The 24817-nt window shown below is 72.4% G+C and carries 24 protein-coding genes; 11 read left to right on the top strand and 13 right to left on the bottom strand.

Features of this window, described 5'->3' with window-relative positions; genetic code table 11:
* Window positions 1–48 precede the first annotated feature (48 nt).
* Together sbnA and sbnB are read right to left on the bottom strand one after the other, a co-directional pair.
* Window positions 49–1026: a 2,3-diaminopropionate biosynthesis protein SbnA gene (gene sbnA, locus AB0J57_RS20465; RefSeq protein ID WP_366129653.1), complete on the bottom strand. Its 978-nt coding sequence runs from the start codon at window positions 1024–1026 to the stop codon at window positions 49–51.
* A 15-nt stretch (window positions 1027–1041) separates the two neighbouring features.
* Complete coding sequence (gene sbnB / locus AB0J57_RS20460) at window positions 1042–2103, bottom strand: 2,3-diaminopropionate biosynthesis protein SbnB (RefSeq protein ID WP_366129652.1); 1062 nt, start codon at window positions 2101–2103, stop codon at window positions 1042–1044.
* Between the two features lie 312 nt (window positions 2104–2415).
* Here sbnB and AB0J57_RS20455 point away from each other — a divergent pair, with 312 nt between their 5' ends.
* From AB0J57_RS20455 to AB0J57_RS20420, 8 genes are all read left to right on the top strand, one after another.
* Window positions 2416–3966: a tryptophan halogenase family protein gene (locus AB0J57_RS20455; protein WP_366129651.1), complete on the top strand. Its 1551-nt coding sequence runs from the start codon at window positions 2416–2418 to the stop codon at window positions 3964–3966.
* A gap of 40 nt (window positions 3967–4006) precedes the next feature.
* Window positions 4007–5350: a cation:proton antiporter gene (locus AB0J57_RS20450; protein ID WP_366129650.1), complete on the top strand. Its 1344-nt coding sequence runs from the start codon at window positions 4007–4009 to the stop codon at window positions 5348–5350.
* On the top strand, window positions 5347–5886 hold the full coding sequence (locus tag AB0J57_RS20445) for a flavin reductase family protein (protein ID WP_366129649.1): 540 nt from the start codon (window positions 5347–5349) through the stop codon (window positions 5884–5886). The genes AB0J57_RS20450 and AB0J57_RS20445 overlap by 4 nt, the downstream gene beginning before the upstream one ends.
* Before the next feature lie 151 nt (window positions 5887–6037).
* Window positions 6038–6367 carry a winged helix-turn-helix domain-containing protein gene (locus tag AB0J57_RS20440; RefSeq protein ID WP_366129648.1) on the top strand — a complete coding sequence of 110 codons (330 nt, stop codon included), beginning with the start codon at window positions 6038–6040 and terminating at the stop codon, window positions 6365–6367.
* Window positions 6364–6597, top strand: a complete 234-nt coding sequence (locus tag AB0J57_RS20435; RefSeq protein WP_366129647.1) for a hypothetical protein — start codon at window positions 6364–6366, stop codon at window positions 6595–6597. Before AB0J57_RS20440 ends, AB0J57_RS20435 begins: the two co-directional genes overlap by 4 nt.
* Window positions 6594–7760 (top strand): sensor domain-containing protein, encoded by a 1167-nt coding sequence (locus AB0J57_RS20430; protein ID WP_366129646.1) that lies wholly within the window; start codon window positions 6594–6596, stop codon window positions 7758–7760. The genes AB0J57_RS20435 and AB0J57_RS20430 overlap by 4 nt, the downstream gene beginning before the upstream one ends.
* A complete protein-coding gene (locus AB0J57_RS20425; RefSeq protein ID WP_366129645.1) occupies window positions 7757–8584 on the top strand; it encodes an ABC transporter ATP-binding protein in 828 nt (275 codons plus the stop codon). Before AB0J57_RS20430 ends, AB0J57_RS20425 begins: the two co-directional genes overlap by 4 nt.
* Window positions 8581–11166 (top strand): FtsX-like permease family protein, encoded by a 2586-nt coding sequence (locus tag AB0J57_RS20420; protein WP_366129644.1) that lies wholly within the window; start codon window positions 8581–8583, stop codon window positions 11164–11166. The genes AB0J57_RS20425 and AB0J57_RS20420 overlap by 4 nt, the downstream gene beginning before the upstream one ends.
* A 90-nt stretch (window positions 11167–11256) precedes the next feature.
* Here AB0J57_RS20420 and AB0J57_RS20415 read toward each other — a convergent pair whose 3' ends face one another.
* The 9 genes from AB0J57_RS20415 to AB0J57_RS20375 form a co-directional block, all read right to left on the bottom strand.
* Window positions 11257–12201, bottom strand: a complete 945-nt coding sequence (locus AB0J57_RS20415; RefSeq protein ID WP_366129643.1) for a winged helix-turn-helix domain-containing protein — start codon at window positions 12199–12201, stop codon at window positions 11257–11259.
* 78 nt (window positions 12202–12279) lie between these two features.
* Window positions 12280–13221, bottom strand: a complete 942-nt coding sequence (locus tag AB0J57_RS20410; protein WP_366129908.1) for an ATP-binding cassette domain-containing protein — start codon at window positions 13219–13221, stop codon at window positions 12280–12282.
* A gap of 19 nt (window positions 13222–13240) precedes the next feature.
* The gene (locus tag AB0J57_RS20405) at window positions 13241–13459 is read right to left on the bottom strand and encodes an MbtH family protein (RefSeq protein ID WP_362319600.1); all 219 of its coding nucleotides are present in this window, start codon (window positions 13457–13459) and stop codon (window positions 13241–13243) included.
* Window positions 13460–13594: 135 nt separating this feature from the next.
* The gene (locus AB0J57_RS20400) at window positions 13595–15163 is read right to left on the bottom strand and encodes an amino acid adenylation domain-containing protein (protein ID WP_366129642.1); all 1569 of its coding nucleotides are present in this window, start codon (window positions 15161–15163) and stop codon (window positions 13595–13597) included.
* A gap of 60 nt (window positions 15164–15223) precedes the next feature.
* Window positions 15224–16195 (bottom strand): TauD/TfdA family dioxygenase, encoded by a 972-nt coding sequence (locus AB0J57_RS20395; RefSeq protein ID WP_366129641.1) that lies wholly within the window; start codon window positions 16193–16195, stop codon window positions 15224–15226.
* A gap of 619 nt (window positions 16196–16814) precedes the next feature.
* Window positions 16815–17048, bottom strand: coding sequence for a hypothetical protein (locus tag AB0J57_RS20390; RefSeq protein ID WP_366129640.1), 234 nt, complete (start codon window positions 17046–17048; stop codon window positions 16815–16817).
* Entirely contained in the window at window positions 17045–17434 is a 390-nt protein-coding gene (locus AB0J57_RS20385; protein WP_366129639.1) for a winged helix-turn-helix domain-containing protein, read from the bottom strand. Before AB0J57_RS20385 ends, AB0J57_RS20390 begins: the two co-directional genes overlap by 4 nt.
* A 27-nt stretch (window positions 17435–17461) precedes the next feature.
* Window positions 17462–18154, bottom strand: coding sequence for a 4'-phosphopantetheinyl transferase superfamily protein (locus tag AB0J57_RS20380; protein ID WP_366129638.1), 693 nt, complete (start codon window positions 18152–18154; stop codon window positions 17462–17464).
* Window positions 18155–18161: 7 nt separating this feature from the next.
* Window positions 18162–19454 (bottom strand): AMP-binding protein, encoded by a 1293-nt coding sequence (locus AB0J57_RS20375; protein ID WP_366129637.1) that lies wholly within the window; start codon window positions 19452–19454, stop codon window positions 18162–18164.
* Window positions 19455–19588: 134 nt separating this feature from the next.
* Between AB0J57_RS20375 and AB0J57_RS20370 the strand changes: the two genes are divergently transcribed.
* On the top strand, window positions 19589–20587 hold the full coding sequence (locus AB0J57_RS20370) for a TAXI family TRAP transporter solute-binding subunit (RefSeq protein ID WP_366129636.1): 999 nt from the start codon (window positions 19589–19591) through the stop codon (window positions 20585–20587).
* Here AB0J57_RS20370 and AB0J57_RS20365 read toward each other — a convergent pair whose 3' ends face one another.
* A complete protein-coding gene (locus AB0J57_RS20365) occupies window positions 20588–21979 on the bottom strand; it encodes a HAMP domain-containing sensor histidine kinase (protein ID WP_366129635.1) in 1392 nt (463 codons plus the stop codon).
* Window positions 21980–21994: 15 nt separating this feature from the next.
* Window positions 21995–22729 carry a response regulator transcription factor gene (locus tag AB0J57_RS20360; RefSeq protein WP_366129634.1) on the bottom strand — a complete coding sequence of 245 codons (735 nt, stop codon included), beginning with the start codon at window positions 22727–22729 and terminating at the stop codon, window positions 21995–21997.
* A gap of 274 nt (window positions 22730–23003) precedes the next feature.
* On the opposite strand from AB0J57_RS20360, the gene AB0J57_RS20355 reads away from it, so the two are divergent.
* Together AB0J57_RS20355 and AB0J57_RS20350 are read left to right on the top strand one after the other, a co-directional pair.
* Entirely contained in the window at window positions 23004–23789 is a 786-nt protein-coding gene (locus AB0J57_RS20355) for an amino acid ABC transporter ATP-binding protein (RefSeq protein WP_366129633.1), read from the top strand.
* 83 nt (window positions 23790–23872) lie between these two features.
* Entirely contained in the window at window positions 23873–24793 is a 921-nt protein-coding gene (locus tag AB0J57_RS20350; protein WP_366129632.1) for a glutamate ABC transporter substrate-binding protein, read from the top strand.
* Window positions 24794–24817 lie beyond the last annotated feature (24 nt).

Genomic DNA, 24817 nt, shown 5'->3' with positions numbered 1-24817 from the left:
CCGTCACCGGTGGGGAACGGGAGCCGTGCTGACCTGCCGGGACGTGCGTCAGCGGGACCGGATGGCGTCCCGGTCCAGCGCGTGGGCGCCGTAGATGTCACTGACCCAGTTGGTCTGGTAGACCGAGTCCAGATACCGCTCACCCAGGTCCGGCGAGATGGCCACCGCGGTGGCCCGCCCGTCCGGCCGGTGCTCGGCCAGCCAGCCCGAGGCCCCCGCGATGACCGTCCCGGTGGAGCCGCCGAACAGGAAGCCGGCCGTCGCCAGGCGGTGCGCGACCCGGATCGCCTCCACCTCCGGTACGTGCACCACGTCGTCCACGAACGACTCGTCGAGCAACTGCGGTCTGACGCCGGCCCCGAGGCCCGGGATCATCCGCAGCCCCGGCGGCCCGCCGAAGGTGACCGAGCCGACCGAGTCGACGGCCACCACCGTCACCGGGCGCCCGGACTCCTTGAAGTAGCGCGCGCAGCCCATCAGCGTGCCCGTCGTACCGGCGCCGACGAACAGCACGTCGAGGTCGGGGAAGTGCGACGCGATGGAGGGGGCCGTCGTGCGGTAGTGGGCCAGCCAGTTGTACGGATTGGCGTGCTGATTCAGCCACAGGTGGCGGTCGTCGGAGGCGCAGAGCTGGCGTACGTAGTCGAGTCTGGCACCCAGGAACCCGGTCTCCGGATGGGGCTCGGTGATGATGTGCACCTGGGCGCCCATCGCCTCCATCAGCCGCCGGGTGACCAGGTTGCAGCGGGTGTCCGTGACGCACAGGAAGCGGTAACCCTTGTCGGCCGCGATCATGCTCAGTGCGACACCGAGGTTCCCCGACGAGGACTCCACGATGACCGAGTCGCCGGTGAGCGCACCTCTGCTCTCGGCGTCGGCGATCATCGACGCCGCCGCCTTCAGCTTGATGGAGCCGGCGAAGTTGAAGCCCTCGCACTTCAGGTAGACCGACGTGTCGAGGGCCGGCCGGAGATCCACGTAGAGATCGTCCACATGGAAGTCCTCCGGCGCGGAGATCACGGGCACTGCGACCACCCCGTCTCAGGTACGGCCGCCGGCCTCGCCGGCGCGCCCGTAGCGGTCGATCTCGTGGAAGAAGCCGTCGACGACGTGCAGGTCCCCGCCGGCGCGCACCATGTCGTACACGTGCTTGCCGACCGCGAGGTCGAGGACGCCGAGCCCGAACGGGGAGAACACCACGGGCCGGTCGGCGGGCATCCGGACCTGTCCGGTGAGCACGTCGTACAGCGTCCCGTCAATGAAGTCCCGGCTGCCGGTGAGCTTTTCGGTCAGGTGCGGGGAGGTGTCGGCCTTGAGGCAGTGCTCGATGTCGTCGACCACGTTCGCCGAGGCGAGCAGCACCTCGGGCGCGAGGTCGCGCAGCGAGACGTTGAGGACGAGCGGGTTGTGCGTGAACCAGCCCGGGTCGGTGACGTGCGGGGCGGCGGCGACGGTCGCGAACACCACCAGGTCGCTGGAGCGCACCAGGTCCTCGGCGCGCTCGTGCACGGTGATCCGGCCACCGGAGCCGCTGTTCTCCAGGTACGAGCGGAAGCCGGCGGCGTGCTCGGCGGACAGGTCGTGCACGCCCACCTCGTCGAACTCCCAGCCGGTCCGGGTGAGGTAGGTGTGGATGTGGCGGGCGATGAGCCCGGTCCCGATGAAGCCCACCCGGGCCGGCCGGGCGCGGTCGCGGGAGAGCCGGTCGGCCGCCAGCGCCGCCGAGGCGGCCGTACGCGCCGCGCTGATGATGGAGCTCTCCAGGCAGGCGAACGGGTAGCCCGTGTCGTAGTCGTTGAGCACCAGCACCGCCGAGGCCCGGGGGATGCCCCGGCCCACGTTCTGCGGGAAGCTGGATATCCACTTCAGCCCCTCGACCCGGGTACCGCCGCCGATCGACGCGGGCAGCGCGATGATGCGTGCGGAGGGGCGGTCGGGGAAGCGCAGGAAGTACGAGGGCGGGTTGACCGTGTCGCCCTCGCCGTGCACCCGGTAGGCCGCTTCCACCAGGTCGACGGTGCCCTTCTCGTTGCCGGACAGCACACGGTCCACCTGTGCGCCGGGGATCACGGCGAACGGCGGGACATGGACTTGCTGTGTCATGCACAACTCCATTGCAGTAGGCGGGCGACCCGTTGCCACCCCGGGCGGAACGCCACTCGGCCGACGCCCGCCACCATTCGCGCGGCAATGTTGCCGCTTCCCGCTGACACAGTGCTGACATCGCGTCAACCGCCGTGGCGGCCTGCGATTTTCGTCCAACGCTTAATGATCTGTCCCGCTCTTCCCCGCCTGCCTAGGGTTCTTCATCGGTGGCGCCACCCCGAGGAATGCACGGTCGGGCCGGTGCCATCGGCGACCGGAAATCCGGCCTTCCGGAACCGGAACTCGTGGAGCTACCGACGGGAGTAATCAGTGCTCAACAACGTAGTGATCGTGGGCGGCGGAACGGCGGGCTGGATGACGGCCTCCTATCTCAAGGCCGCCTTCGGTGACCGAATAAACATCACGCTCGTGGAATCGGGCAACGTCGGCACCGTCGGCGTCGGCGAGGCCACGTTCAGCGACATCCGCCACTTCTTCGAGTTCCTGGGACTCAAGGAGAAGGACTGGATGCCGGCCTGCAACGCCACGTACAAGCTCGCCGTCCGGTTCGAGAACTGGCGCGAGAAGGGGCACTACTTCTACCACCCCTTCGAGCAGATGAGGTCGGTCAACGGCTTCCCGCTCACCGACTGGTGGCTCAAGCAGGGCCCGACGGACCGGTTCGACAAGGACTGCTTCGTGATGGCGTCCGTCATCGACGCCGGTCTCAGCCCGCGCCACCGCGACGGCAGGCTCATCGACCAGCCCTTCGACGAGGGCGCGGACGAGATGCAGGGCCTGACGATGTCCGAGCACCAGGGCAAGACGCAGTTCCCCTACGCCTACCAGTTCGAGGCCGCGCTGCTCGCCAAGTACCTGACGACGTACTCGGTCGAGCGCGGCGTCAGGCACATCGTGGACGACGTCCGGGAGGTCTCCCTGGACGACCGGGGCTGGATCACCGGGGTGCGCACGGCCGAGCACGGCGACCTCACCGGCGACCTGTTCATCGACTGCACCGGATTCCGCGGGGTGCTGCTGAACCAGGCCCTGGAAGAGCCGTTCATCTCCTACCAGGACACCCTTCCCAATGACAGCGCGGTCGCGCTCCAGGTGCCGATGGACATGGAGCGCCGGGGCATTCTGCCGTGCACGACGGCGACCGCCCAGGACGCCGGCTGGATCTGGACGATTCCGCTGACGGGCCGCGTCGGCACCGGATACGTGTACGCCAAGGACTACCTCTCCCCGGAAGAGGCCGAGCGCACTCTGCGGGAATTCGTCGGCCCGGCCGCCGCCGATGTCGAGGCCAATCACATCCGTATGCGCATCGGCCGCAGCCGGAATTCCTGGGTCAAGAACTGCGTGGCCATCGGCCTGTCCAGCGGATTCGTCGAGCCGCTGGAATCCACCGGTATCTTCTTCATCCACCACGCCATCGAGCAGTTGGTCAAGAACTTCCCGGGCGCGGACTGGAATTCCACGCACCGCGATCTGTACAACAGCGCCATTTCCCATGTCATGGACGGCGTACGGGAGTTCCTGGTGCTGCACTACGTGGCGGCCAAGCGGAACGACACGCAGTACTGGCGTGACACCAAGACCCGGCAGATCCCCGACTCCCTCGCCGAGCGCATCGAGAAGTGGAAGGTGCAGCTCCCCGACTCGGAGACGGTCTTCCCGTACTACCACGGGCTGCCGCCGTACTCGTACATGTGCATCCTCCTCGGGATGGGCGGCATCGAGCTGAAGCCGTCGCCCGCGCTCGCCCTGGCCGACGCCGGCGCCGCGCAGCGGGAGTTCGAGCAGATCCGGGAGAAGACGGAGCGGCTGACCCAGGTACTGCCGAAGGCCTACGACTACTTCACGCAGTTGCGCTGACCGGCGCTCACCGAGCCGATCGGGAAGGACCCCCCACGCCATGGACGTCCAGGACCTCCTGCTGCGGAGCGCACACGCGGTGGCGGCGCTCGCCGTCGTGCTGCTGCTCGCCGCGGCGGGGAGGTCGGCCGCCCGGCGGCTGCGTCAGCCGGAGGTCATCGGGGAGATCACGGTGGGCCTGCTGGCCGGGCCCGCCGTGATCGCCCTGTTCGGCAAGACCTCCCTCGACGCGCTGCTGCCCGGCCCCGTGTTCGACATCCTCAAACTCCTCGGCCAGGCCGGCCTGGTGCTGTTCCTCGTCGGCCTCGCCCACAAACTGCGGATCGGTCCCGACCGGCCGCCGCGCCACACCATGGGCTGGGTGGTCGCCGGCTCCCTGGTGCCGCCCCTGCTCACCGGACTGCTGCTGACCGGCTGGGTGGCCCTCACCGGGGGCGCGGCGGTCCGGGGCACCGCGCCGCTGCCCGCCTTCGTCCTGATGGTCGCCGTGGCCATGTCGATCACGGCGGTGCCGGTGATGTCGCGGATCCTCTCCGACCGGGGCATGGGCGAGTCGGCGGCGGGCCGGCTCGCGCTGGCGTCGGCCATCGCCATCGACGCGGTCGGGTGGCTGCTGCTCACCGTCGCGATCAGCCTCGGCGCGGGCGACCTGACGAGCTCGCTGGACTCCGCGCGGGCGCTGCTGTTCGGCGCGGTGTGCGCGCTGGCGGTCCGGTACGCGCTGCGTACGCGCGCGGCGCGCGGGCTCTGCGTACGAGTCCCGAGGACCACGGCGGTCGCGCTCGGCGCCTCGGCGCTGGGCGTGGCGCTGGCCATGGAGCACATGGGCATGACCGCCATCCTCGGTGCCGCCCTGGTCGGGCTGGCCGTCCCCGGTGACGAGCGGGCCCCCTGGGCCGGCGCGGTGTCCACGGTGTCCCGGGCGGGGCGCGCGCTGGCGCCCGTGTTCTTCGTGGTCACCGGCATCACCGTGCTGACCGGCGCGTTCTCCGCCGGCTCCTGGTCGCTGATCGTGGTGGCCGTGGTGCTCGGCTGCGCCGGCAAGCTGTTCGGCGGTTACGCCGGTGCCCGCCTCGGCGGCCTGCCGCGCTCCACCGCGTGGCGGATCGGCGTGCTGGTGAACACCCGGGGCCTGACCGAACTCATCGTGCTCCAGGCCGGGTTCAGCGCGGGCATCCTGTCGGCGCCGCTGGTGCTGGCGCTGGTGGTGATGGCCCTCGTGACGACCGCCATGACCGGCCCGCTGCTGAACGTGCTCGACCGCCGCGACGAAAGCCGTGCGCGGCGCCGCACGGAGCGCCTCACGGGGCGTCCCGCCCTCGCCCGGCACGACGTTTCCGACCGCGACAAGCTTCCCGTAGAGACAGAAAGCGGTACGCGATGACCGACCCCGCGATACGGACCCCGACCCCCACCGCCCCCCCGGTGTCCGCTCGGGCCACCCCCGACGGCTTCCGCGCCATGATGAGCGGCTTCCCCACCGGTGTCTGCGTGGTGACCACCACCGACCACGAGGGCGCCCCGCGCGGGATGACGTGCTCCTCGGTGTGCAGCGTGTCGCTCGATCCGCCGACGCTGCTGGTCTGCCTCCGGGACGGCAGCCCGACGCTGGAGGCGATCATGAAAAGCGGCGTGTTCGCGGTCAACCTGCTGCACGAGGGCGCCCAGGAGGCCGCCGAGCTCTTCGCCTCGGGCAACCCGCGCCGCTTCGACCTCCTCCCGTGGGAGCAGACGCCGGACATGGCGGGCCCCCACCTGTCCCGGGACGCGCACACCGTCGCCGACTGCGACGTCGTCCTGACCCAGAAGATCGGCAGCCACGTCACCGTGTTCGGCACCGCACGCCACATCGTCGAGCGGCACGACCATCCCCCGCTGCTCTACGGGCTGCGGCAGTTCCGCTCCTGGTCCGCCATGTGACGGCCCGTCGTACACCAGGCCCGGTTCCCCTTCCGGGGGCCGGGCCTTCGCGCTGCCCGGACAGGAGAAGGTCCTGCATGACGTTTGACAGCCCTCCAAGGCATGTGTAAGTCTCGACTTACATGCTTCCGGCAGTGAGAGGGCGTGGACCATGACGAGCGAGGAGCTGCTGGCCGTGCTCGCCGCCGTGGGCCACGCACAGCGCCTCCGGGTCATCGCGGAGATCGCCGGCGGGCGGATGTACGTCAGCGAGCTGGCCCGCCGGCTGGGGATGTCGAGACCGCTGCTGTACATGCACCTGGAGCGGCTGGAAAAGGCCGGCCTGGTGGTCGGCAGCCTGGAGCTGTCGAAGAGCGGCAAGGCGCTGAAGTACTTCGAGCTGGCCCCGTTCGACCTGCGTGTGAACGCCCGCACGATAGCCGCGGCCGTGGCGGCGGACACGGAAGGCACAGTCAGTGACGTGAAGGGAATCCCCACATGACCGGCGCCGTCATCACGATCGCCATCATCCTGATCATCGCCGGTGGCAGCACCCTCAGCGTGGTCGCCTACTTCCGGCTCCAGCGCCACCGCGCCGACGCCGTCGCCATGGCCTCCTACCGCAAGCTCGCCGAGGAGGCGAGCGCCGGCCACGAGGCCCTGCGCCGGCAGCTCGGCGCGCTCGACGACCGGCTCAAGTCGATCGAAACCCTGCTCCGGAGCGTGGGATGACCACCCCCGCCCACCCGTTCGGCACCCCGCCCGGCACCACGCCGGGGGTTACGCCGACGACGCCGCCCGACGCCACCCCCGGCACCCCGCCGGGTACCCCGCCCGGTACCTCGTCCGGCACCGCGCCGGGGACGGCCCGGGAGGCCGCCGCCGACCCGTCCTGGACGCGCCAGTCGGCCTCCTCCGGCACCCCGTCGGGCGCCGGGCCGGGGATTCCGCCCGGCACCCGGTCCGGCGCCGAACCCGACGCCACGTCAGCACCCGGGCTCCGCACCCCGACCCGCACCGCGCCCGGCTCGCCGTCCCGGGGGCTGGCCCCCAGGAGGGCCCGGGCCACCCGGGCGCGGCGGCGGCCTTCCGTCGTGGCGGCCGTGCGGGCGTCGATGCTGCCCGCACGGCGGTTGACGCGGCAGCGGAACCCGCTGCGGATGCTGCTGTCCGCCGCCCCGTGGCGGGCGACCGGGTACCTCGCGGGGTACGTGGTGGCCGGCACCGTGTTCTTCGCGGTGGCGACCGCCGCGGTCCTCGTGGGCATCGTCTTCAGCCAGTTGACCGTGACCGTGGCGCTCACCATCGGTTCGGTGTGGGTGGTCCGGTGCTGCGCCCAGGTCGAGCGCGGCCGGGCCGTGCTGGTCGACGCGCCGGTCCCGTACGCGTACCAGGAGGTCACCGAGCCGGGGCTCGTCGGGCACCTGAAGGCCCGCTGCACCGATCCCGCCTTCTACCGCGACTGCTGCTACCTGATCCTGCTCCACCCGTTCCTGCTGCTCCTCGACGCGCTCACGCTGGCGGTCTGGCTGCCCCTGCTCACCGGGGTGTCACTGCCGCTGTGGTTCTGGGCCGTCGAATCCCGCCAGGCGGACGGGGGTTTCGCGGACGGCGTGCGGCTCGGCCGGTCGGACGGCACGGGCGCGGGGATCTGGATCGACACCTGGCCGGCCGCGCTGGCCGCCTCGGCCGTCTTCCTCGTCCTGGCCATGTACGCCTCGTACGCCGTGGTCGCTGCCGCCCGGCTGCACCTGACCGTCGCCCACACCCTGCTCCGCCCCCCGCCGGACCCGCTCGCCGAGGCCAAGCACGTGCTCGCCGCGCCCGGCCCGCTCTCGCTCACCCCATCACGCCCGGTCCCCGGGCCCACCGCACACGGAGGACACCGCACATGAACGGGACACCGAGCCCGCACGGTTACGCAGGAAACGGCGGCGGCTACGAGGTCGTCAAGCTCGATTCCGTACGCAAGGTCTACGGCGGCTCGAAGAACCAGGTGGCCGCCCTCGACGGCGTGACCATCGGCTTACCGCGCGGCAGCTTCACGGCCGTCATGGGCCCCTCCGGTTCCGGCAAGAGCACCTTCCTGCACTGCGCGGCCGGGCTCGACCGGCCCACGTCGGGGACCGTGCTGCTCGACGGCGTGGACCTCGCCCCGCTGGGCGAGAAGGAGCTGACCAAGCTCCGCCGCGAGCGCATCGGCTTCATCTTCCAGGCGTTCAACCTGCTCCCCGCGCTCAGCGTGGTCGACAACGTCACCCTGCCGCTGCGCCTCGCCGGCCGCCGGCCCAAGCGGGCCGAGGTCGACGAGGTCATCGAGCGCGTCGGCCTGTCGGCCCGGCGGGGCAACCGCCCCGGTGAACTCTCCGGCGGCCAGCAGCAGCGCGTCGCGATCGCCCGGGCGCTGATCACCAAGCCCGCCGTCATCTTCGGTGACGAGCCGACCGGCGCCCTGGACACGTACACCGCGCGCGAGGTGCTCACGCTGCTGCGCGAGGCCGTCCAGTGGGCCGGGCAGACCATCGTGATGGTCACCCACGACCCGATGGCCGCCGCGCACGCGGACCGTGTGCTGTTCCTGGCCGACGGACGGATCGTCAGCGCCCTGGACCGGCCGACCGCCGACCAGGTCGCCGAGCGGATGACCCACCTCGGCGCCTGGGGCAACGAGCCCGCCGCCGCCCCGGGCTCCTCCCACGGCCGGGGGGCACGGCGATGATCAGGCTCGCGCTCAAGACCCTCCGGTTCCACAAGGGCGGCTTCATCGCGACGTTCATCGCGCTGTTCTTCGGCGCGGCGATCGTCGTGGGGTGCGGCGGCCTCTTCGAGACGGGCCTGCACCGGGCCGCCCCGCCCGAGCGCCTCGCCGCCGCCCAGGTCGTCGTCACCGGCGACCAGCGCTACCCCGGCACCCGGCGCGACATGTTCCCCGAGCGCATCCGCGTCGACACCGCGCTGGTGGACCGGATCAAGGCGGTGCCGGGCGTCACCGACGCCGTCGCGGACGTCTCGTTCCCGGCCGCCGTGCTGGGCGACAAGCAGGCCGGCGCACAGCAGGCCGGCGCCCAACTGACCGGCCACGGCTGGTCGTCCGCCAAGCTCGCCCCGTACCGCGTCGAGCAGGGCAAGGCGCCGTCGGCGGCGGGCGAGATCGCCCTGGACGCGCGGTTCGCGGCCGGGAACGGCGTACGTGTCGGCCAGGAACTGCGGCTGGCGCTGCGCGGCACGGCCGACAGCTACCGCGTCACCGCCCTGGTCTCCGGCCCCGGTTCCGGCGACCCGGCGACGGTCTTCCTGACCGACACCGAGGCCGCCGAGGCCACCGGCCGGCCCGGGCAGGCCGACACCATCGGCGTGTTCACGGCACCCGGCACCGCCCTCGGACCGGTCGAGCAGGCCATCGAGAAGGAGGTGGGTGAGGGACCGGCGCAGGTGCTGTCCGGCGACGAACGCGGCTGGGCGGAGAACCCCGACGTCATCGCCGAGGGCAGCAAACTCGTCACCCTCGCCTCCGTGTTCGGCGGCCTGTCCGCCGCCGTCACCGTCTTCGTCGTCTCCAGCACGGTCGGCCTGTCGCTCAACCAGCGGCAGCGGGAGTCCGCGCTGCTGCGGGCGATCGGTGCCACCCCGGCCCAGCTCCGGCGGATGGTGCTGGGCGAGACGCTGTTCATCGCCGTGTTCGCCACCGCGCTCGCCTGCTTCCCCGGCCCGATGATCGGCCGGTGGCTGCTGGACGCCTTCGCCGGTGCGGGCGTCGTCCCGGAGACCATCGCCTTCCGCGCGGGCTTCGTCCCGATGGCCGTCGGCGTCGCCACGGCGCTGCTCACCGCGCTCGGCGCGGCGTTCCTCGGCGCACGGGCCGCGACCCGCACCCGGCCGACCGAGGCGCTGGCCGAAGCCTCCCTCCAGCAGCGCTGGTTCAGCAAGTCCCGGCTGGTCTTCGCGCTGCTCTTCCTCGGCGGCGGCACCGCGCTCGCCCTGGTCACCGCGAACATGGCCGGCCCGTCGGCGGGCAGCACGGCGACCCCGGCGGCGATGCTGTGGACGGCCGGTTTCGGCCTGCTCGGTCCGGGCCTCGCCAAGATGATCACCGCGGCGCTGCGCGGGCCGCTGCGCGCCTTCACCGGCCTCGCGGGCTCGCTCGCCTCGCTCAACGCCAAGGCGCGCACGAGCCGGTTCGCGGGCGCGGTGATGCCCGTCATGCTCGCCAGCGGCCTGGCCCTGGCGCTGATCTACCTCCAGACCACCCAGTCCAGCGGCGGGGAGCGGGCGTTCCGGGAGAACCTGCGGGCCGACCTGGTCGTCACCTCCGTCAGCGGCGGTCTGCCGCTGGACCTGGTCGAGACCGTCGCCCGGCAGCCCGGCGTCGAAGCCGCGTCCGCCCAGGTCTCCACCATCGGCTACATCGACCCGCCCGCCCCCAAGAAGCCGGCGCCCGGCAGCGAGGACGAGGGCGACGAGCCCGACGAGCCCGAGCCCACCGAGGTGCCGATGCAGGGCGTCACCCCCGCCGGGCTGGACCGGACGACCGCGTTCCGGGCCGCCCGCGGCAGCCTGACGGAGCTGACCGGCGACACCGTCGCCCTGCCGACCGCGTTCGCCGAGGCGTCCGGGCACAAGCTCGGCGACAAGGTGCCGATGCGGCTGGGCGACGGCACCCGGGTCGAACTGACCCTGGTCGCCACGGTCGACGGCCGGCGCGGCTACGAGACCGCGCTGCTGCCCGCCGCCCTCCTGGTGCCGCACACCGACTCCGGTCTGCTGCCGCAGATCATGGTGAAGGCCGAGCCGGGGGCGGACCAGGCCGAGCTCGCCCGGACCCTGTCCGCGCTCGCCACCGACCACCCCGGTCTGCGGGTCGCCGACCGCGCGGCGCTGGCCGTCGTCCAGGCGGAGGCGGACGAGACGCAGACGTGGATGTCGTACCTGCTGCTCGGCATGGTGGTGGGGTACGCGACGATCGCCCTGGTGAACACCCAGGTGATCTCCACGACCGAGCGGCGGCGGGAGTTCATGCTCCAGCGGCTCATCGGCTCCACGCGCCGCCAGGTGATGCAGATGATGACGGTCGAGGCGTTCCTGGTGGCCGCCGCCGGCATCGTGCTCGGCGTGCTGGTCGCGGCGCTCACGCTCGTACCGCTGAGCATCAGCGTGCTGGGCTCACCCGTCCCGGACGGCTCCCCGTGGATCTTCGTCGGGGTGGTCGGGGCCGCGCTGGGGCTGACCCTGGCCACCACGCTGCTGTCGGCGAGGCTGGTCCTGCGCGGCAAGCCCGGCGAGATGGCGGGCGTGCGCGAGTAGGGGAACACAAGGCACGGAAGAGCCCCGGTACGCTGCCCGTACCGGGGCTCTTGCCTGTGCGGCATACGCGACGTGCGCGGCCTACGCGGGTTACGAGGCGCGCCGCTGGTGCGGGAAGCTCTCCAGGGCGGAGCGCCCCCGCTGACGGACGACGTTCTGGGGCGGTAGCTGGCGGACGACCCGGCCGTCGAGCAGGGCGACACCCAGCGGGGTCACCGTGTGCAGCACGGTGTTGCGGATGCGGCGGGTGGTGATCAGGCCGGTCTCGCGCAGCACCGCGGTGTGCTGGCTGGCGCCCGCCGCGGAGATGCCGAGCTGGTCGGCGAGCTGGCTGGTGGTGCAGGTGGCCCGCAGCACGCGCAGCGCCGCCGCCCGGGTCTGGCCGACCAGGGCGCCGAGCGACTGCTCCCGGCCGTCGGGCTCCTCCCACAGCGCGGCGGCGCGCGCGGGGTCGGGCGGCGCCGCGAACGCCAGCACCGCCTGGCCGTTCTCCGCCGTGGCCGCCATCAGCCGGCCGGGCCGGTGGTTGAGGAACACCGACGGCGTGAGGACCAGGCCCCGCCCGTCGAGGTGGATGTCCTCGTCGGGCCCGCCCGGGATCTCCAGGACGGGGGCGCGCCAGTTCATCCGGGGGTGCAGCGTGGCCAGGAGCTGCTCCACTCCCCCGGCCATCACGATCCTGCCGCGCGCCTCGCACTCGGCCTCCAGATACGCGCGCAACTGGTCCCAGTACGGGGCCACCGCCGCGCGCCAGACCTCCGGCAGCCCGGCGGGCCCGTTCGCCGTACCCGGGTCGTCGCCATACCGCTCGGCGTGCGCGACGAGCAGCTCCGGGTCGAGGGCGCCACCGCCGTGCGCGGGCGGCGACGACCATCGGGGCAGCCGTTTGGAGACCTGGCTGCGCCACCGTGCGTAGGGCGCGCCGACGCTGCGGCTGAGGAGGCCGGCCGCGAAGGCCGTCTCCACGAGCGGCCCCACGGTGGGCCGCAGCCGGGTTCTGGCGAAGTCGGCGGCGTCGAAGTGGATTCTCTGCATGGTGGCCCCCGTAGTCCCGCGGGCAGGCGCGGGAAGAGAAAAAGAGAAGAGAAGACGCGGAGAAACGCGGAGAAACGTTTAGGCGGAGCGGCCGGTGAGGGAGACGAAGACGTCGTCGAGAGTCGGCCGCCGCAGTGCGAAGTCGGCGACCTCGACGTTCTCCCGGCGCAGCGCGGCGGCCGCCGTGGCGATGCCGTCCATGCTGTCCACGCCGTCACCGACGGCGATGGAGACGACGCCCTTGTCGCGGTCCACGACCGGCTCGCCGGCGGTCACCCGGCGCAGCGCGGACACCGCCGCCGGCACTCCGTCCGGGTGCGTGACAACGATTTCCAGCCGTTCCTCGCCGACCTTGCGCTTGAGTTCGTTGGGCGTGCCGTCGGCGATCACCCGGCCGGCGTCCACGACCACGATCCGGTCGGCGAGGTAGTCGGCCTCCTCCAGGTACTGCGTGGTCAGCAGGACGGTGACGCCGTCGGTGACGAGTTCCCGCACCGCCGACCACAGGGCCATCCGGCTCACCGGGTCCAGCCCGGTGGTCGGTTCGTCGAGGAAGAGCACCGAGGGCCGCGCGACCAGGCAGGCGGCCAGGTCCAGGCGCCGCCGCATACCGCCCGAGTACGTACGGGCCGGCCGGTCGCCCGCGCCCGTCAGCTCGAAGCGGTCGAGCAGCTCCGCCGCCCGCTCCCGCGCGGCCCGCCTGCCCAGGTGCAGCAGCGTGCCGATCAGCACCAGGTTCTCGCGCCCGGTGAGGAGTTCGTCCACCGCCGCGTACTGGCCGGCCAGGCCGATCCGGCGGCGCACCTCGCGCGGCCGGCGCACCACGTCGTACCCGGCGACCTCGGCGCGGCCGCCGTCCGGGACGAGCAGCGTCGCCAGCGTGCGCACCGTGGTGGTCTTGCCGGCGCCGTTCGGCCCGAGCAGACCCAGCACCGTGCCGGCCGGCACCGCGAGGTCGACCCCGCGCAGCGCCTGGGTCCGCCCGTACCCCTTGCGCAGCCCCTCGGCCTGAATCGCCATGTCCACGGGTCGGGATCCCTCAAGAGGCCCGCGGGGCACTGGACTCGCGCAGGCTCAGGGGGCGCATGTCCGTCCAGTTCTCCTCGACGTACGCGAGCGCCGCGTCGCGCGGGCTCTCGTCGAGGGCGACCGTCCAGCCGTCCGGCCGCTGGGCGAAGGCCGGCCACAAGGAGTGCTGGCCCTCGCCGTTCACGAGTACGAGAAACGTTCCGTCCTGGTCGTCAAAGGGGTTCGACACGTCGCCCACTCACTCCCGTATCAGAGTCGTATGTCGCGCACGTCGTGTGCCCGACGCATGGTCATGCTGTCGGATTCCGCTGACACGCCACTGACCGTCCTCTGATACGCGGTGCTCCCCCGCGCGGTGCTCCCGCTAACGGGCCAGGCGCTCCAACTGCCGCCTCGTGGCGGCGACATCGCACTTGCCGTTGGAGTTGAACACGATCTCCCGGACGACGTGCACCTCATTGGGTACCAGGCCCGAGGGCAGCGCCTCGGAGAGCGCCTTGCGCAGCGTCCCGGCGAGCGCCTCGCCGTCGGTGCGCTCCGGGTCGGTGGCGCGGACGAACAGCTCCAGGCTGTCGACGGGGCCCCGGACGACGTCGAAGGCCGCGTCGGCGACGCCGGGGACGGCCAGCACGTGGTGGCGCAGCTCGCCCAGCTCGACGCGGTAGCCGTTGACCTTCCACTGGTCGTCCCGGCGCCCGAGGTGGAGCAGGAGCCGCTCGGGGAGCAGCTCGGCCATGTCGCCGGTGCGGTACGCCGGGCCGGGCGCGCCGCCCAGTTCCCGCTCGTCGATGAACCGGTCGCCCGCCCCCGCGCCGCCCAGGTACCCGGCGGCGACGGCACGCCCGGCGATCACCAGTTCGCCGGGGCGGCCGGGCGGAAGGGGCCGCAGCTCCTCGTCCACCACGTAGGCGCGGGTGTTCCAGGCGGGTGTGCCGATGGGCACGGTGGGCGTGCCGGGCAGGGCGGTGTTGTCGAAGCGGTGGGCGCAGCAGCCGATCGTGGTCTCGGTCGGCCCGTAGTGGTTGACCAGCCGCACCCCGTCGAGCCGGGGGCCCAGCGCGGTGATGAGCGCCGGGTCGAGCGCCTCGCCCCCGAACATCAGCAGCCGGGTCGTCCGGTCGTAGCGGGGAGGCTCGGCGAGGGCCTCGAAGAACCGGGCGTGGGACGGCGTGAGCTTGATGAAGGTGTACGGGTCCGCCCCGGCGCCGAACAGCGTGGCCTGGTCCCACAGCCCGGGCACGGTGACCACCCGCGCGCCCTGGGCGAGCGGCACCCACAGGGACGTCATGGCCAGGTCGTAGCCCAGGCTGGCGAACAGCGGGCTGCCGCTGCCGTCCGCCCCGACGAGGGAGCCGCACCAGGCCACGTAGTTGGCGAGCGAGGCGTGCGGGACCATCACGCCCTTGGGGGTGCCGGTCGAGCCGGAGGTGAACACGACGTACGCGATGTCCTCGCCGCGCGGCGGTTGGCGCTCCGGCGGGGCGGGGACGTCCGCGAGCTCCGCCACGTCGATGACGGGCACGTCGACGAGCGGCAGCCGGCCCCCGGCCACGGGTCCGTCGTGGACGAGGGCCGCCGGGCGGGCCCCGGCGAGCACCGTGCCGACGCGTTCGGAGGGGTGGGTGGGGTCGATGGGCACGTAGGCGGCACGCAGCGACATGGCGCCGAGCGCGGCGGCGATCACCCCGGCGGTACGGTCGGCCCACACGGCCACCCGGTCGCCGGGACCCACCCCGGCCTCCTCCAGCACGGCGGCCACGACGAGGGCGCGGTGCCACAGCTCCCGGTACGTCGTGGACGTGCCACCGGACCGGACGGCCACGGCATCCGGCCGCAGCCGCGCGTGCGCCCGTACGATCCGCACCACCGAGTCCGCTTCGATGTCGCGCACCTCACCGGACAGCATGCCGGGGTGCGCCGCTGACGAGACCATCGCTGCTCCTGTTGTGTGGGGGCCCGGGCGCGGGCGCCCGGGCCCGGATGGTGAAGGGGGTCAGCTCACCGCGGCACGGCTGACCATGTCCCCCATGGCCACGATGATCTTCCGATCGCCCTCGAAGGGGTCACGGCCGTGCGAGACGAGCATGTTGTCGATGATCGCCACATCGCCCCGCTCCCACGGGAACCGCTGCGCCAGGGAGTCGTACAGCGAGCGCAGCAGGGCGACGGTGTCGTCGTCGATCGGCGAGCCGTCACCGAAGGACGCGCTGCGCGGGTACGCGGTCTCGTCGTCGCCGAACAGCGACCTCATCACCTCCCGCACGGACGGCTCCAGGCAGGCCGTGTGGTGCAGGAAGAGCTGGTTGAAGAAGACCTGCTCCCCGGTACCGGGGTGCTGGACGACGGCCGGCGCGTTCTGCACCGTCCGCAGGACACCGTCGGGCAGCCACTCGCACTCCACGCCCTGGGCGCGGCAGCGCTCCTCCACCTCGTCGCGGTCACCGGTGCCGAACATCTGCTCCCAGCCGACGTCGAGCCCGGGGATGAAGTTGCGTACGTAGCGGATGCCGAGCGCCTCGAACCGGCCCCGCAGCTCCTCCGGGAGCGCCGCCCACACCTTGCGCCCGTCGACGATCGGCGTCGCGCCGCCCTTGGCCGACGGCTGTATGCAGCAGAAGAACTGGCGGCTGGGCCACTGCGGCATGTGCGAGCTCTCGTGGTGGAACAGGATCGACTGCTGCGCGGGGTACGGCGTCGACTTGTAGACCCGGTCGGCGTCCTTCTCGTGCGGGAGGTCGCCGTAATCGCCGTACAGGGTGTTCACCAGGGAGGAGGCCACCGCCTCGAACGCGTCGGCGTCCGCGACGCCGAAGCCGCGCAGGACGACGGCGCCGTGCGTGAGGAGCAGTTGGTCGATGGCCGGGCGGTGCCGTGCCGCCCACTCCACCGCGTCGAGGCCCGGTGTCTCGCACCGGAGCAGGGGCGGATAGATCTCGTCATTGAATGAGACGCCAGGACCGAACATTCCCGACCATCCCTTCCTCTCGTGGTCGCAGACACCGGCCGCGCCTCGTCCGAGGCCGCTTCGGTCTGCCCGACGGAGTGACACCGCCGGGAGCCCGGCGGCACCATGGGACGTGTTCGGCTTCTGGTCGTGCGTCAACAGGCTTGGCGCCGTGCTCAGTAGGAACGGGCACGAGTCTAGGAACGCGGACGGGGCCGGGCCATGCCCTTAAGTCCGGGGCGAAAATCGCAGGTCACCGGGGCTTTCCCGCCAGGCCGCGGGGCGCTGCGCCGCTCCCGCGCCCACGGTCCGGGGCCGCTGGCCGCCGCTCCGTCGTGGGCAGTCGCCCGGCCCGTTGTGGGCAGTCGTCCCGGCCAATTGTGGGCAGTCGTCCCGCTCGGGGCACCCCTTCCCGTTGTGGGCAGTCGTTCCGCAGGGCGATGGGGGTCCCCCCTGCTCGAGCGAAGCCGAGAGCTTGGGGGAGGGTGGGCACAACGGGACCGCGGCGGTGCCCTCTCTCGTTGCCCCCCCGGTGCGGTGCCTGTTCCCGGTGACCCCGGGTGCGGGTCGGCGGGCCGGGCGGCCCACCCCCGGTGCGTGGGGGCGGCCGACCGCGGACCGTGAGGAGTCGGGGTGCCCGCTAGTCGACGCTGCGGAGCAGCGCTTCGACGGCCTTCACGCGGTCGCCGAGCTCCGCGAGCTGCCCGCGCAGGGACTCCTGCTGGGCCACCGCCTCCTCGGCGAGCTTGCGGTACGAGGCCATGGCGACGGCATCGGCGCGGTGGCGCTGGAGTCTGAAGTACGAGACCACGCTCGCTGTGATGCCGCCGACGACGATCAGGACGACGGCGATGGCGATGATGGCCCCGGTCATGTGCGTTTCCCCTTCACGTCTTTCAGGCCCTTCTGGTCTTTCGGGCCCTCCGCGGCCGCCCGCTCCGGCGCGGCACCGGCGTCCCCCGCCCTGGCCTCGTCGGCCCGTACGGCCGCGAGGATCGTATCGACATTCAAGTGCAGGTCGAACGCGCCCAGTTCGAAGTACTTCAGCGCCTTGCCGTCGTCGGACAGCTCCAGGTTGCCGACGACCAGGCCGGCCTTCTCCAGCCGTTCCAGGTGCATGTACAGCAGGGGGCGGGACATCCCGAGGCGGCGGGCCAGTTCGCTCACGTACATCCGGCCCTCGGCGAGCTCGGCGATGACGCGGAGGCGCTGTGCGTGGCCCACGGCAGCGAGTACAGCCAGAAGCTCCTCGCTGGTCATGGCCCACCTCTGACATCCCGGGAAACTTTAGGACGAGACTTTCCCACGACCTGCGCCGATGTCAAACGACGCAAGGGCCACCACGGCCGCCACCACACCGTGGCCGGCGACCCACCGGCCGGTCAGCCGCCCGTCGAAGAACGCGGGCTCGTTCGCCTCCTCCCCGCCCGCCACCACCCGCGCCCGGAACCGGTCGGTACCCGGCTCGAAGTCGACGTCCACGTCGTGGAAACCCAGCCACACGCCCGTGAGCGGGAACCACGCCTTGTACACGGCCTCCTTGGCGCAGAACAGCAGCCGGTCCCAGCACACCGCCGCACCAGCGCCTTCGAGCCGGGCGCGCTCGCCGGGGCGGGCCACGCTCGCCAGCACGCCGTCCCGCAGCGGGCGGTGCGGCTCGGCGTCCACCCCGAGGGCCCGCGCGGCTGTGCGCGGCGCCACCACGGCGGCGCGGTAGCCGCCACGGCAGTGCGTCATGCTGCCGACCACCCCGTCCGGCCACCGGGGGGCGCCGCCGGGGCCGGGCAGGAGCGGTACCGGTGGCCGGCCGAGCCGGGCGAGGGCGAGGCGGGCGCAGTGCCGGACGGTCGTGAACTCGCGCCGGCGCCCCTCCGCGGCGTCTGCCACCACGGCCTGCTCCTCCGGGAAGAGGCGGGCGCCCAGCGGGTCGGAGAAGGCCTCGACGGCGGCGGCGTACGGCGGCAGGATCCGCTCGATCACGCCGGGGTCAGCCCGTCACGAACAGCTCGCCGCCATCGAAGAAGCCCAGGTCTCCGGTCGGGCTCCCGGCGCACCCCGGCGCGTCCGCCCGGATCTCGCCGACGACCCGCTCGGGGAGTGCCCGGCCCGACGCGGGGTCGACGATCCGCACAGCGGTGCCCGGCAACGGCGTTCCCCGGCCGACCAGTTCGACCCCGCCGCGATGTGCCGGGGGTACGGGCACTGCCTCGCCCCGGGTGAGGGCCTCGCGGTCGTAGCGCCCCGTCACGGTGGGGTAGAGGGGCCGGGCCAGCGTGCCGCCGAGCGTGCCGTCGCCGGGGCTGTAGCCCGGGGCGAACATCTCCTCACGGAAGAAACCGGGCCGGAACGCGTCCGCGAACCGGCGCAGCGTCCGGGCCCTGACCGGCCGCCGGCCACCGACGGCGGCCACCCGCCAGGTCGACAGGTCGATCCGCATCCGCTCCGCCACCGGGACGCGCCTGACGCACAGCTCGTACGCGCTGTCCGGCGCCGCGGCGAAGACGTCCTCCTCCGCCTCGATGGCTCGCAGCCACACGCGCGGGTCGCGGACGAACGCGGCGGGTTCCAGGGTCACGGCGGCCGCCCCCGAGGTGAGCGGAAGGATCAGCGCGGTGGCCAGTCCCGTGCCGTGCCAGAGGGGCAGCCAGCTCACGACGGTCGTGCCGGGGTCGACGTCGCACCGGTCGCGCACCGCCGCCTGCCCGGCCACCAGGGCGCCGTGGCCGACGGCGACACCGCTGGGCCGGCCCCCGGGCCGCGCGGCGTACTGGAGCAGCGCCGGCGCCAGGGGGTCCGGGGCCACGGGGGCGCCCCGCCCCAGGAGGGTCCGCCCCCGTACGGCCACCCGGGGCAGGCCCGGCAACGGCCCCGGAGCGGCGGCGTCCGGCACCAGCACCGCGCCGGCGCGGCAGTCCCGGGCGATGGCGGCGGCGGCCGGCCCGGTCGCGTCGGCCACCGGTACGGCGACCATCCCGGCGTACAGGCAGCCGAAGAAGCCGACGTGGAAGTCGAGGCCCGGCAGCGGCGGGATGATCACCCGGTCGCCGGGCCGTCCGGTCCGGTGCAGCGCGGCCGCCACCGCGCGGGCCCGCGCGTCGAGCTCGGCGGGGGTGATGCGCGCGAGCCGTTCGCCCGCCGCTCCCAGGGCGGTGAACAGGGGCCGGCCGGCGCCCGGGCCGGCGGCGCGGTCGAGCAGCATGGCCACGACCGTCCGGGCCGGTGGCGGGGCGGCCGCCCGGAGGTCCTCGGTGACGTTCTCGATCGGCGGTGCGCTGCTCATCGGCTCGTCCTCCCGGTCCAGCCACTCGTCCCACCGTCATGCTGCCGGGCCGCGCTGACGTGTCACTGACAGCGATCCGAACCGTTGCCTGCCCGGCCTGGCCAGCACCGGGAGTGAGCTGGCAGGATCGCGCCATGCTCCAGGCCCTGTCCCGCATCACCCGCCGCCGCGCCCTCCAGGGGTCGGCGGTGGGCCTCGTGGTGCTGGGTCTGCTCCTGTGGTGGCTGCTTCCGCCCGGGGAGCCGTCCCCGCGCGGGAAGGTCACCTTCAGCACCGGCGTACCGACCGGGGTGTACCAGCGGTACGGCGAGCTGCTGGAGGAGGCGCTCGGCCGCACCGTCCCGGACGTCGCCATAACCCTCCAGAACAGCGAGGGCTCCCGGCAGAACCTGGAGCGGCTCGCGTCCGGGGAGGCCGATTTCACGATCGCCACGGCCGACGCCGTGGCGACGTACATCCGCGACAGCAGGCCGGGCGCGTACGACCTGCGCGGCTGTGCCCGGCTGTACGACGACTACGTGCAGCTCATCGTGCCCAAGGGCTCGAAGGTGCGGTCCACGGGCGATCTGCGGGGCCTGAGGGTCGGTGTGGGACAGGACGGGTCGGGCGTACGGCTGATCGCCAACCGGCTGCTCCAGGCCGCCAGGATCGATCCGGACAAGGACATCAAGCCGGTCTCGGCCGGGATCGACACCATGCCGACGCTGCTGGAGCAGGACCGGCTGGACGCGTTCTTCTGGTCGGGCGGTCTGCCGACCAGTGCCGTGCAGAAGCTCTCGGAGCGCTTCCCGATCCGGCTCGTCCCGCTGGAGGGCGACCTGATCAACCGGGTGCACGAGGGCGGCGGCAGCGGCCGCTACTACCGCTCGGCCGTGATACCCGCCGATGCCTACGCCCTGGCCACCGAGGGCCGGCCGGTCGAGACGGTGGCCGTGGCCAACCTGCTCGTCACCACCGACCGTACGGACGCCGCGCTGGTGGAGGCCTTCACGCGCACGGTAATCCACAGCCGGGACCGGATCGGCCGCGAGGTGCACCCCGCGCAGCTCGTCGACCTGCGGACGGCGCTCTACACGGACCCGCTGCCGCTGCACGAGGGGGCGCGGCGCTACTACCGCTCGGCCAAGCCCTGATCACTGCGGCGCGGTGCGCGGGACGGTCAGCGTGACGCGCAGGCCGCTCGGCTCGTGGTGGGAGTACGCGATCGAGCCGCCGCCCGCCGCGAGCAGGGCGCGTGAGATCGACAGGCCGAGGCCCGACCCCTTGACGTTCTGGTGGCGGCCGCTGCGCCAGAAGCGGTCGCCGATACGGGCCAGCTCCTCGTCGGTCAGGCCGGGGCCCCGGTCCGTGACGACGATCGTGGAGGTGTCGCCGTCGGCGGTGACGGTCACGGTGACCTCCTCGCCCGCCGGTGTGAACTTCAGCGCGTTGTCGATCACGGCGTCGAGGGCGCTGGAGAGCGCCACGGGGTCGGCCCAGGCGGTGACGGCGGAGCCGCATCCGGTCAGCCGGACGCCCTTCTCGTCGGCGAGCGGCCGCCAGGCGGCCACCCGCTCGGTGGCCAGCTCGCCGATGTCGGTGAGCCGCAGGTCGGCGGGGGCGTGCTCGGCCAGGGCGAGGTCGAGCAGGTCGTCCAGGACCTGGGCCAGGCGCTTGCCCTCGGTGCGTACGGAGGCGATCTCGTCGTTGCCCGGCGGCAGCTCCAGCGCGAGCAGCTCGATGCGGAGCAGGAGCGCGGCGAGCGGGTTGCGCAATTGGTGGGAGGCGTCGGCGACGAAGGCGCGCTGCTGCTCCAGTACCTCTTCGACGTTGTCGGCCATCTCGTTGAACGATCGGGCCAGGCGGCGCAGTTCGGGCGGGCCGCCGGCCGCCGCGACGCGGGAGTTCAGCCGGCCGGTCGCGATGTCGTGGGTGGCCGCGTCCAGGACGCGGACGGGCTTGAGCACCCACCCGGTGAGCCGGAACGCCGCACCGACGGCGAGGAGCATCGCCGCGACCTCACCGGCCGCGATCAGCAGCCAGCCGTGCAGGATGCGTGAGCGCAGTTGGCCGGTGGGCGAGTCGGTGAGCACGACGGCGACGACGTCCCCGTCCCGTACGACGGGCGAGGCGACCGCGAGGCGGGCGTCCCGCTGCCAGGGCCACACCTGGGGCGGGTCGTGGCTGCGGCGGCCCAGCAGGGCCTCGCGGAAGGCGCGCCGGGGCTCGCCGCTCGCGGGGACGTCCCAGTCCTTGGGGGCGCGGGCCATGGCGGTGGTGTCGCGGTAGAAGACGCCGACCTCGATCCCGTACACCTCGTGGTAGCGGACGAGTTCGCCGTGCAGGGTGGACTGCCGTTCGTCGATGCCGGGGCCGCGCTCGGTGACGAACTGGGCGAGGGCCGCGAAGCGCGCGGTGTCGTCGATCCGGTCGACGACGACGGTCTGCTGCTGGGCGGCGGCGAGGGCGGCCGCGAGCGGGAAGCCGAGCGCGAGGAGCACGCCCGCCATGAGGACGAGGAGCAGGGGGAGCAGACGGGTGCGCACAGGGGCTTCAGGGTGTTACGCGGCCGGCGCGACCAGGCGGTAGCCGACGCCGCGCACGGTCTCGATCAGGGCGGGCATCCGCAGCTTGGCGCGCAGGGACGCCACGTGGACCTCCAGGGTGCGGCCGGTCCCCTCCCAGCTCGTGCGCCAGACCTCGCTGATGATCTGCTCCCTCCGGAAGACGACGCCGGGCCGCTGCGCGAGCAGCGCGAGGAGGTCGAACTCCTTGCGGGTGAGCTGGACCTCCGTACCCGCCACGCTGACCCTGCGGGTGGGCAGCTCGATGGTGACGGAGCCCAGGCGCAGCGGCGCCGCCGTGTCCGTACCGCCGCCGGCCGTGCCGGTCGTGCCGCCGGGGTCGTCGGTGTCCGGGGCGCCGGAGCGCCGGCTGACGGCGTGGATGCGGGCGAGCAACTCGCCGGTGTCGTACGGCTTGACGACGTAGTCGTCGGCGCCGAGGTTGAGCCCGTGGATGCGGGAGCGGACGTCGGCCCGCGCGGTCACCATGATCACCGGCGTGGTGGTGAGCTTCCGGATCTTGCCGCACACCTGGTAGCCGTCCTGGTCGGGCAGGCCGAGGTCCAGGAGGACGACGCCGAAGGGCGGCCGGCCGGCGTTGGCGGCCGGCAGCACGGCCTGGAGCGCCTCCTCGCCGTTGCGGGCGTGGGTGACCTCGAATCCGTGCTTCTTGAGGATCGCCGACAGGGCCGCGGCGACGTGGTCGTCGTCCTCGACGAGCAGCAGTCTCATGGCCCCCCTCCGAAAGGTGCGATCGCTTCGGTGACCATATGGCCACCTGGGCATGAACGCCGATGGGCGGCCTGCCAGTCAAGAGGGTTCCGGGGGCATCGATGGTTCCGTTATGCACCCGTTCTCCGGACCGCCGTCCCGGCGCCGTCCCGTTCACGCATAGTGTCCGGTTGCAGCCGGATCGTTATGCTCAATTTCCGCTCAGATGTAATGACGCTGGTCGCACTGCGTGCTTAATGTCCTCTGCAACCGAGGAGGACGGAGCAAGAAGCCGATGAGCGGAGTGTCAGTGACCAAGGGCGCGGAGGACGCCGTACCGACGGCAAGCGACCTGGTCGTGCTGAGCAACGTCAACAAGCACTTCGGCGCGCTGCATGTGCTCCAGGACATCGACCTGACCATCGCCCGTGGCGAGGTCGTGGTCGTCATCGGACCGTCCGGGTCCGGCAAGTCCACGCTGTGCCGCACCATCAACCGCCTGGAGACGATCGACTCCGGCAGCATCACCATCGACGGCAAGCCGCTGCCCCAGGAGGGCAAGGAACTCGCCCGGCTGCGGGCCGACGTCGGCATGGTCTTCCAGTCGTTCAACCTCTTCGCGCACAAGACCGTGCTGGAGAACGTCATGCTGGGCCAGGTCAAGGTCCGCAAGGCGGACAAGAAGGCCGCGGAGCAGAAGGCCCGGGCGCTGCTCGACCGGGTGGGCGTCGGCTCCCAGGCCGACAAGTACCCGGCGCAGCTCTCCGGTGGTCAGCAGCAGCGCGTCGCGATCGCCCGGGCACTGGCGATGGACCCGAAGGTGATGCTCTTCGACGAGCCCACGTCGGCGCTCGACCCCGAGATGATCAACGAGGTCCTCGAGGTCATGCAGCAGCTCGCGCGGGACGGGATGACGATGATCGTCGTCACCCACGAGATGGGCTTCGCCCGGTCCGCCGCGAACCGGGTCGTCTTCATGGCGGACGGCCGGATCGTCGAAGAGGCGACGCCGGAGCAGTTCTTCAGCAGTCCGCGCAGCGACCGGGCCAAGGACTTCCTGTCGAAGATCCTTCACCACTGACGGATGCCACCGACGGATCCCGCTGATCATTCCCGTACAGCGGCGATGACGACCAACGAACCACGACATAAGGGATGTTCACCATGAAGCTCCGCAAGACGGCCGCGCTGGCCGTTGCTGTGCTCGCGCTGTCCGCGACCGCCTGTGGTGGTAAGGAGGGCTCCGCGGGCGACAAGCCGGCCGGCGTCCAGCCCGGTGCCACCAACGCCCCGGCCCTGCCGAAGTACGTCGTCGCCACGGGTGTGAACCTGGACTCGCCGACCTTCAAGGCGGCCAAGGAGCGCGGCAAGCTGATCATCGGTTCCAAGGCGGACCAGCCGTACCTCGGCTTCGAGGACCAGGCCACCAAGAAGCGCTCCGGCTTCGACGTCGAGATCGCCAAGATGATCGCCGCCGAGCTGGGCTTCACCGAGAACCAGATCGAGTGGAAGACGGTCGACTCCAGCACCCGCGAGACCGCCATCTCCAAGGGCCAGGTCGACTACTACGTCGGTACCTACACGATCAACGACAAGCGCAAGGCGCAGGTCGGCTTCGCGGGTCCGTACTACAAGGCCGGCGCCGACCTCCTGGTCCGCAAGGACGACACCTCCATCACCGGCCCGGACGCCGTCAAGGGCAAGAAGGTCTGCTCCATCAAGGGCTCCACGCCGCTCCAGGAGATCAAGCAGCCGAAGTACGGTGCCCAGACCACCGAGCTCGGCAAGTACTCCGACTGCGTCCAGCAGCTCCTGACCAAGCAGGTCGACGCGGTGACCACGGACGACGCGATCCTCAAGGGCTACGCCGCGCAGAACCCGACCAAGCTGAAGGTCGTCGGCAAGCCGTTCACGCAGGAGCCGTACGGCATCGGCATGAACAAGGAGGACAAGGTCCTGCGCGACGCGGTCAACAACGCGCTGGACAAGCGGATCAAGGACGGCACGTACAAGAAGATCTACGAGGCCACCCTGGGCCTGTCCGGCTCGGCCTACACCCCGCCGCCGGCGCTCGAGCGCTACTGATCGCGCCCCGCACCACCGCTTCAC

It is taken from the genome of Streptomyces sp. NPDC049837, from assembly GCF_040674455.1.
Lineage (GTDB): Bacteria > Actinomycetota > Actinomycetes > Streptomycetales > Streptomycetaceae > Streptomyces.
Note: the sequence above shows the minus strand (reverse complement) of the source record. Positions and strands in the feature narration are given on the sequence as shown.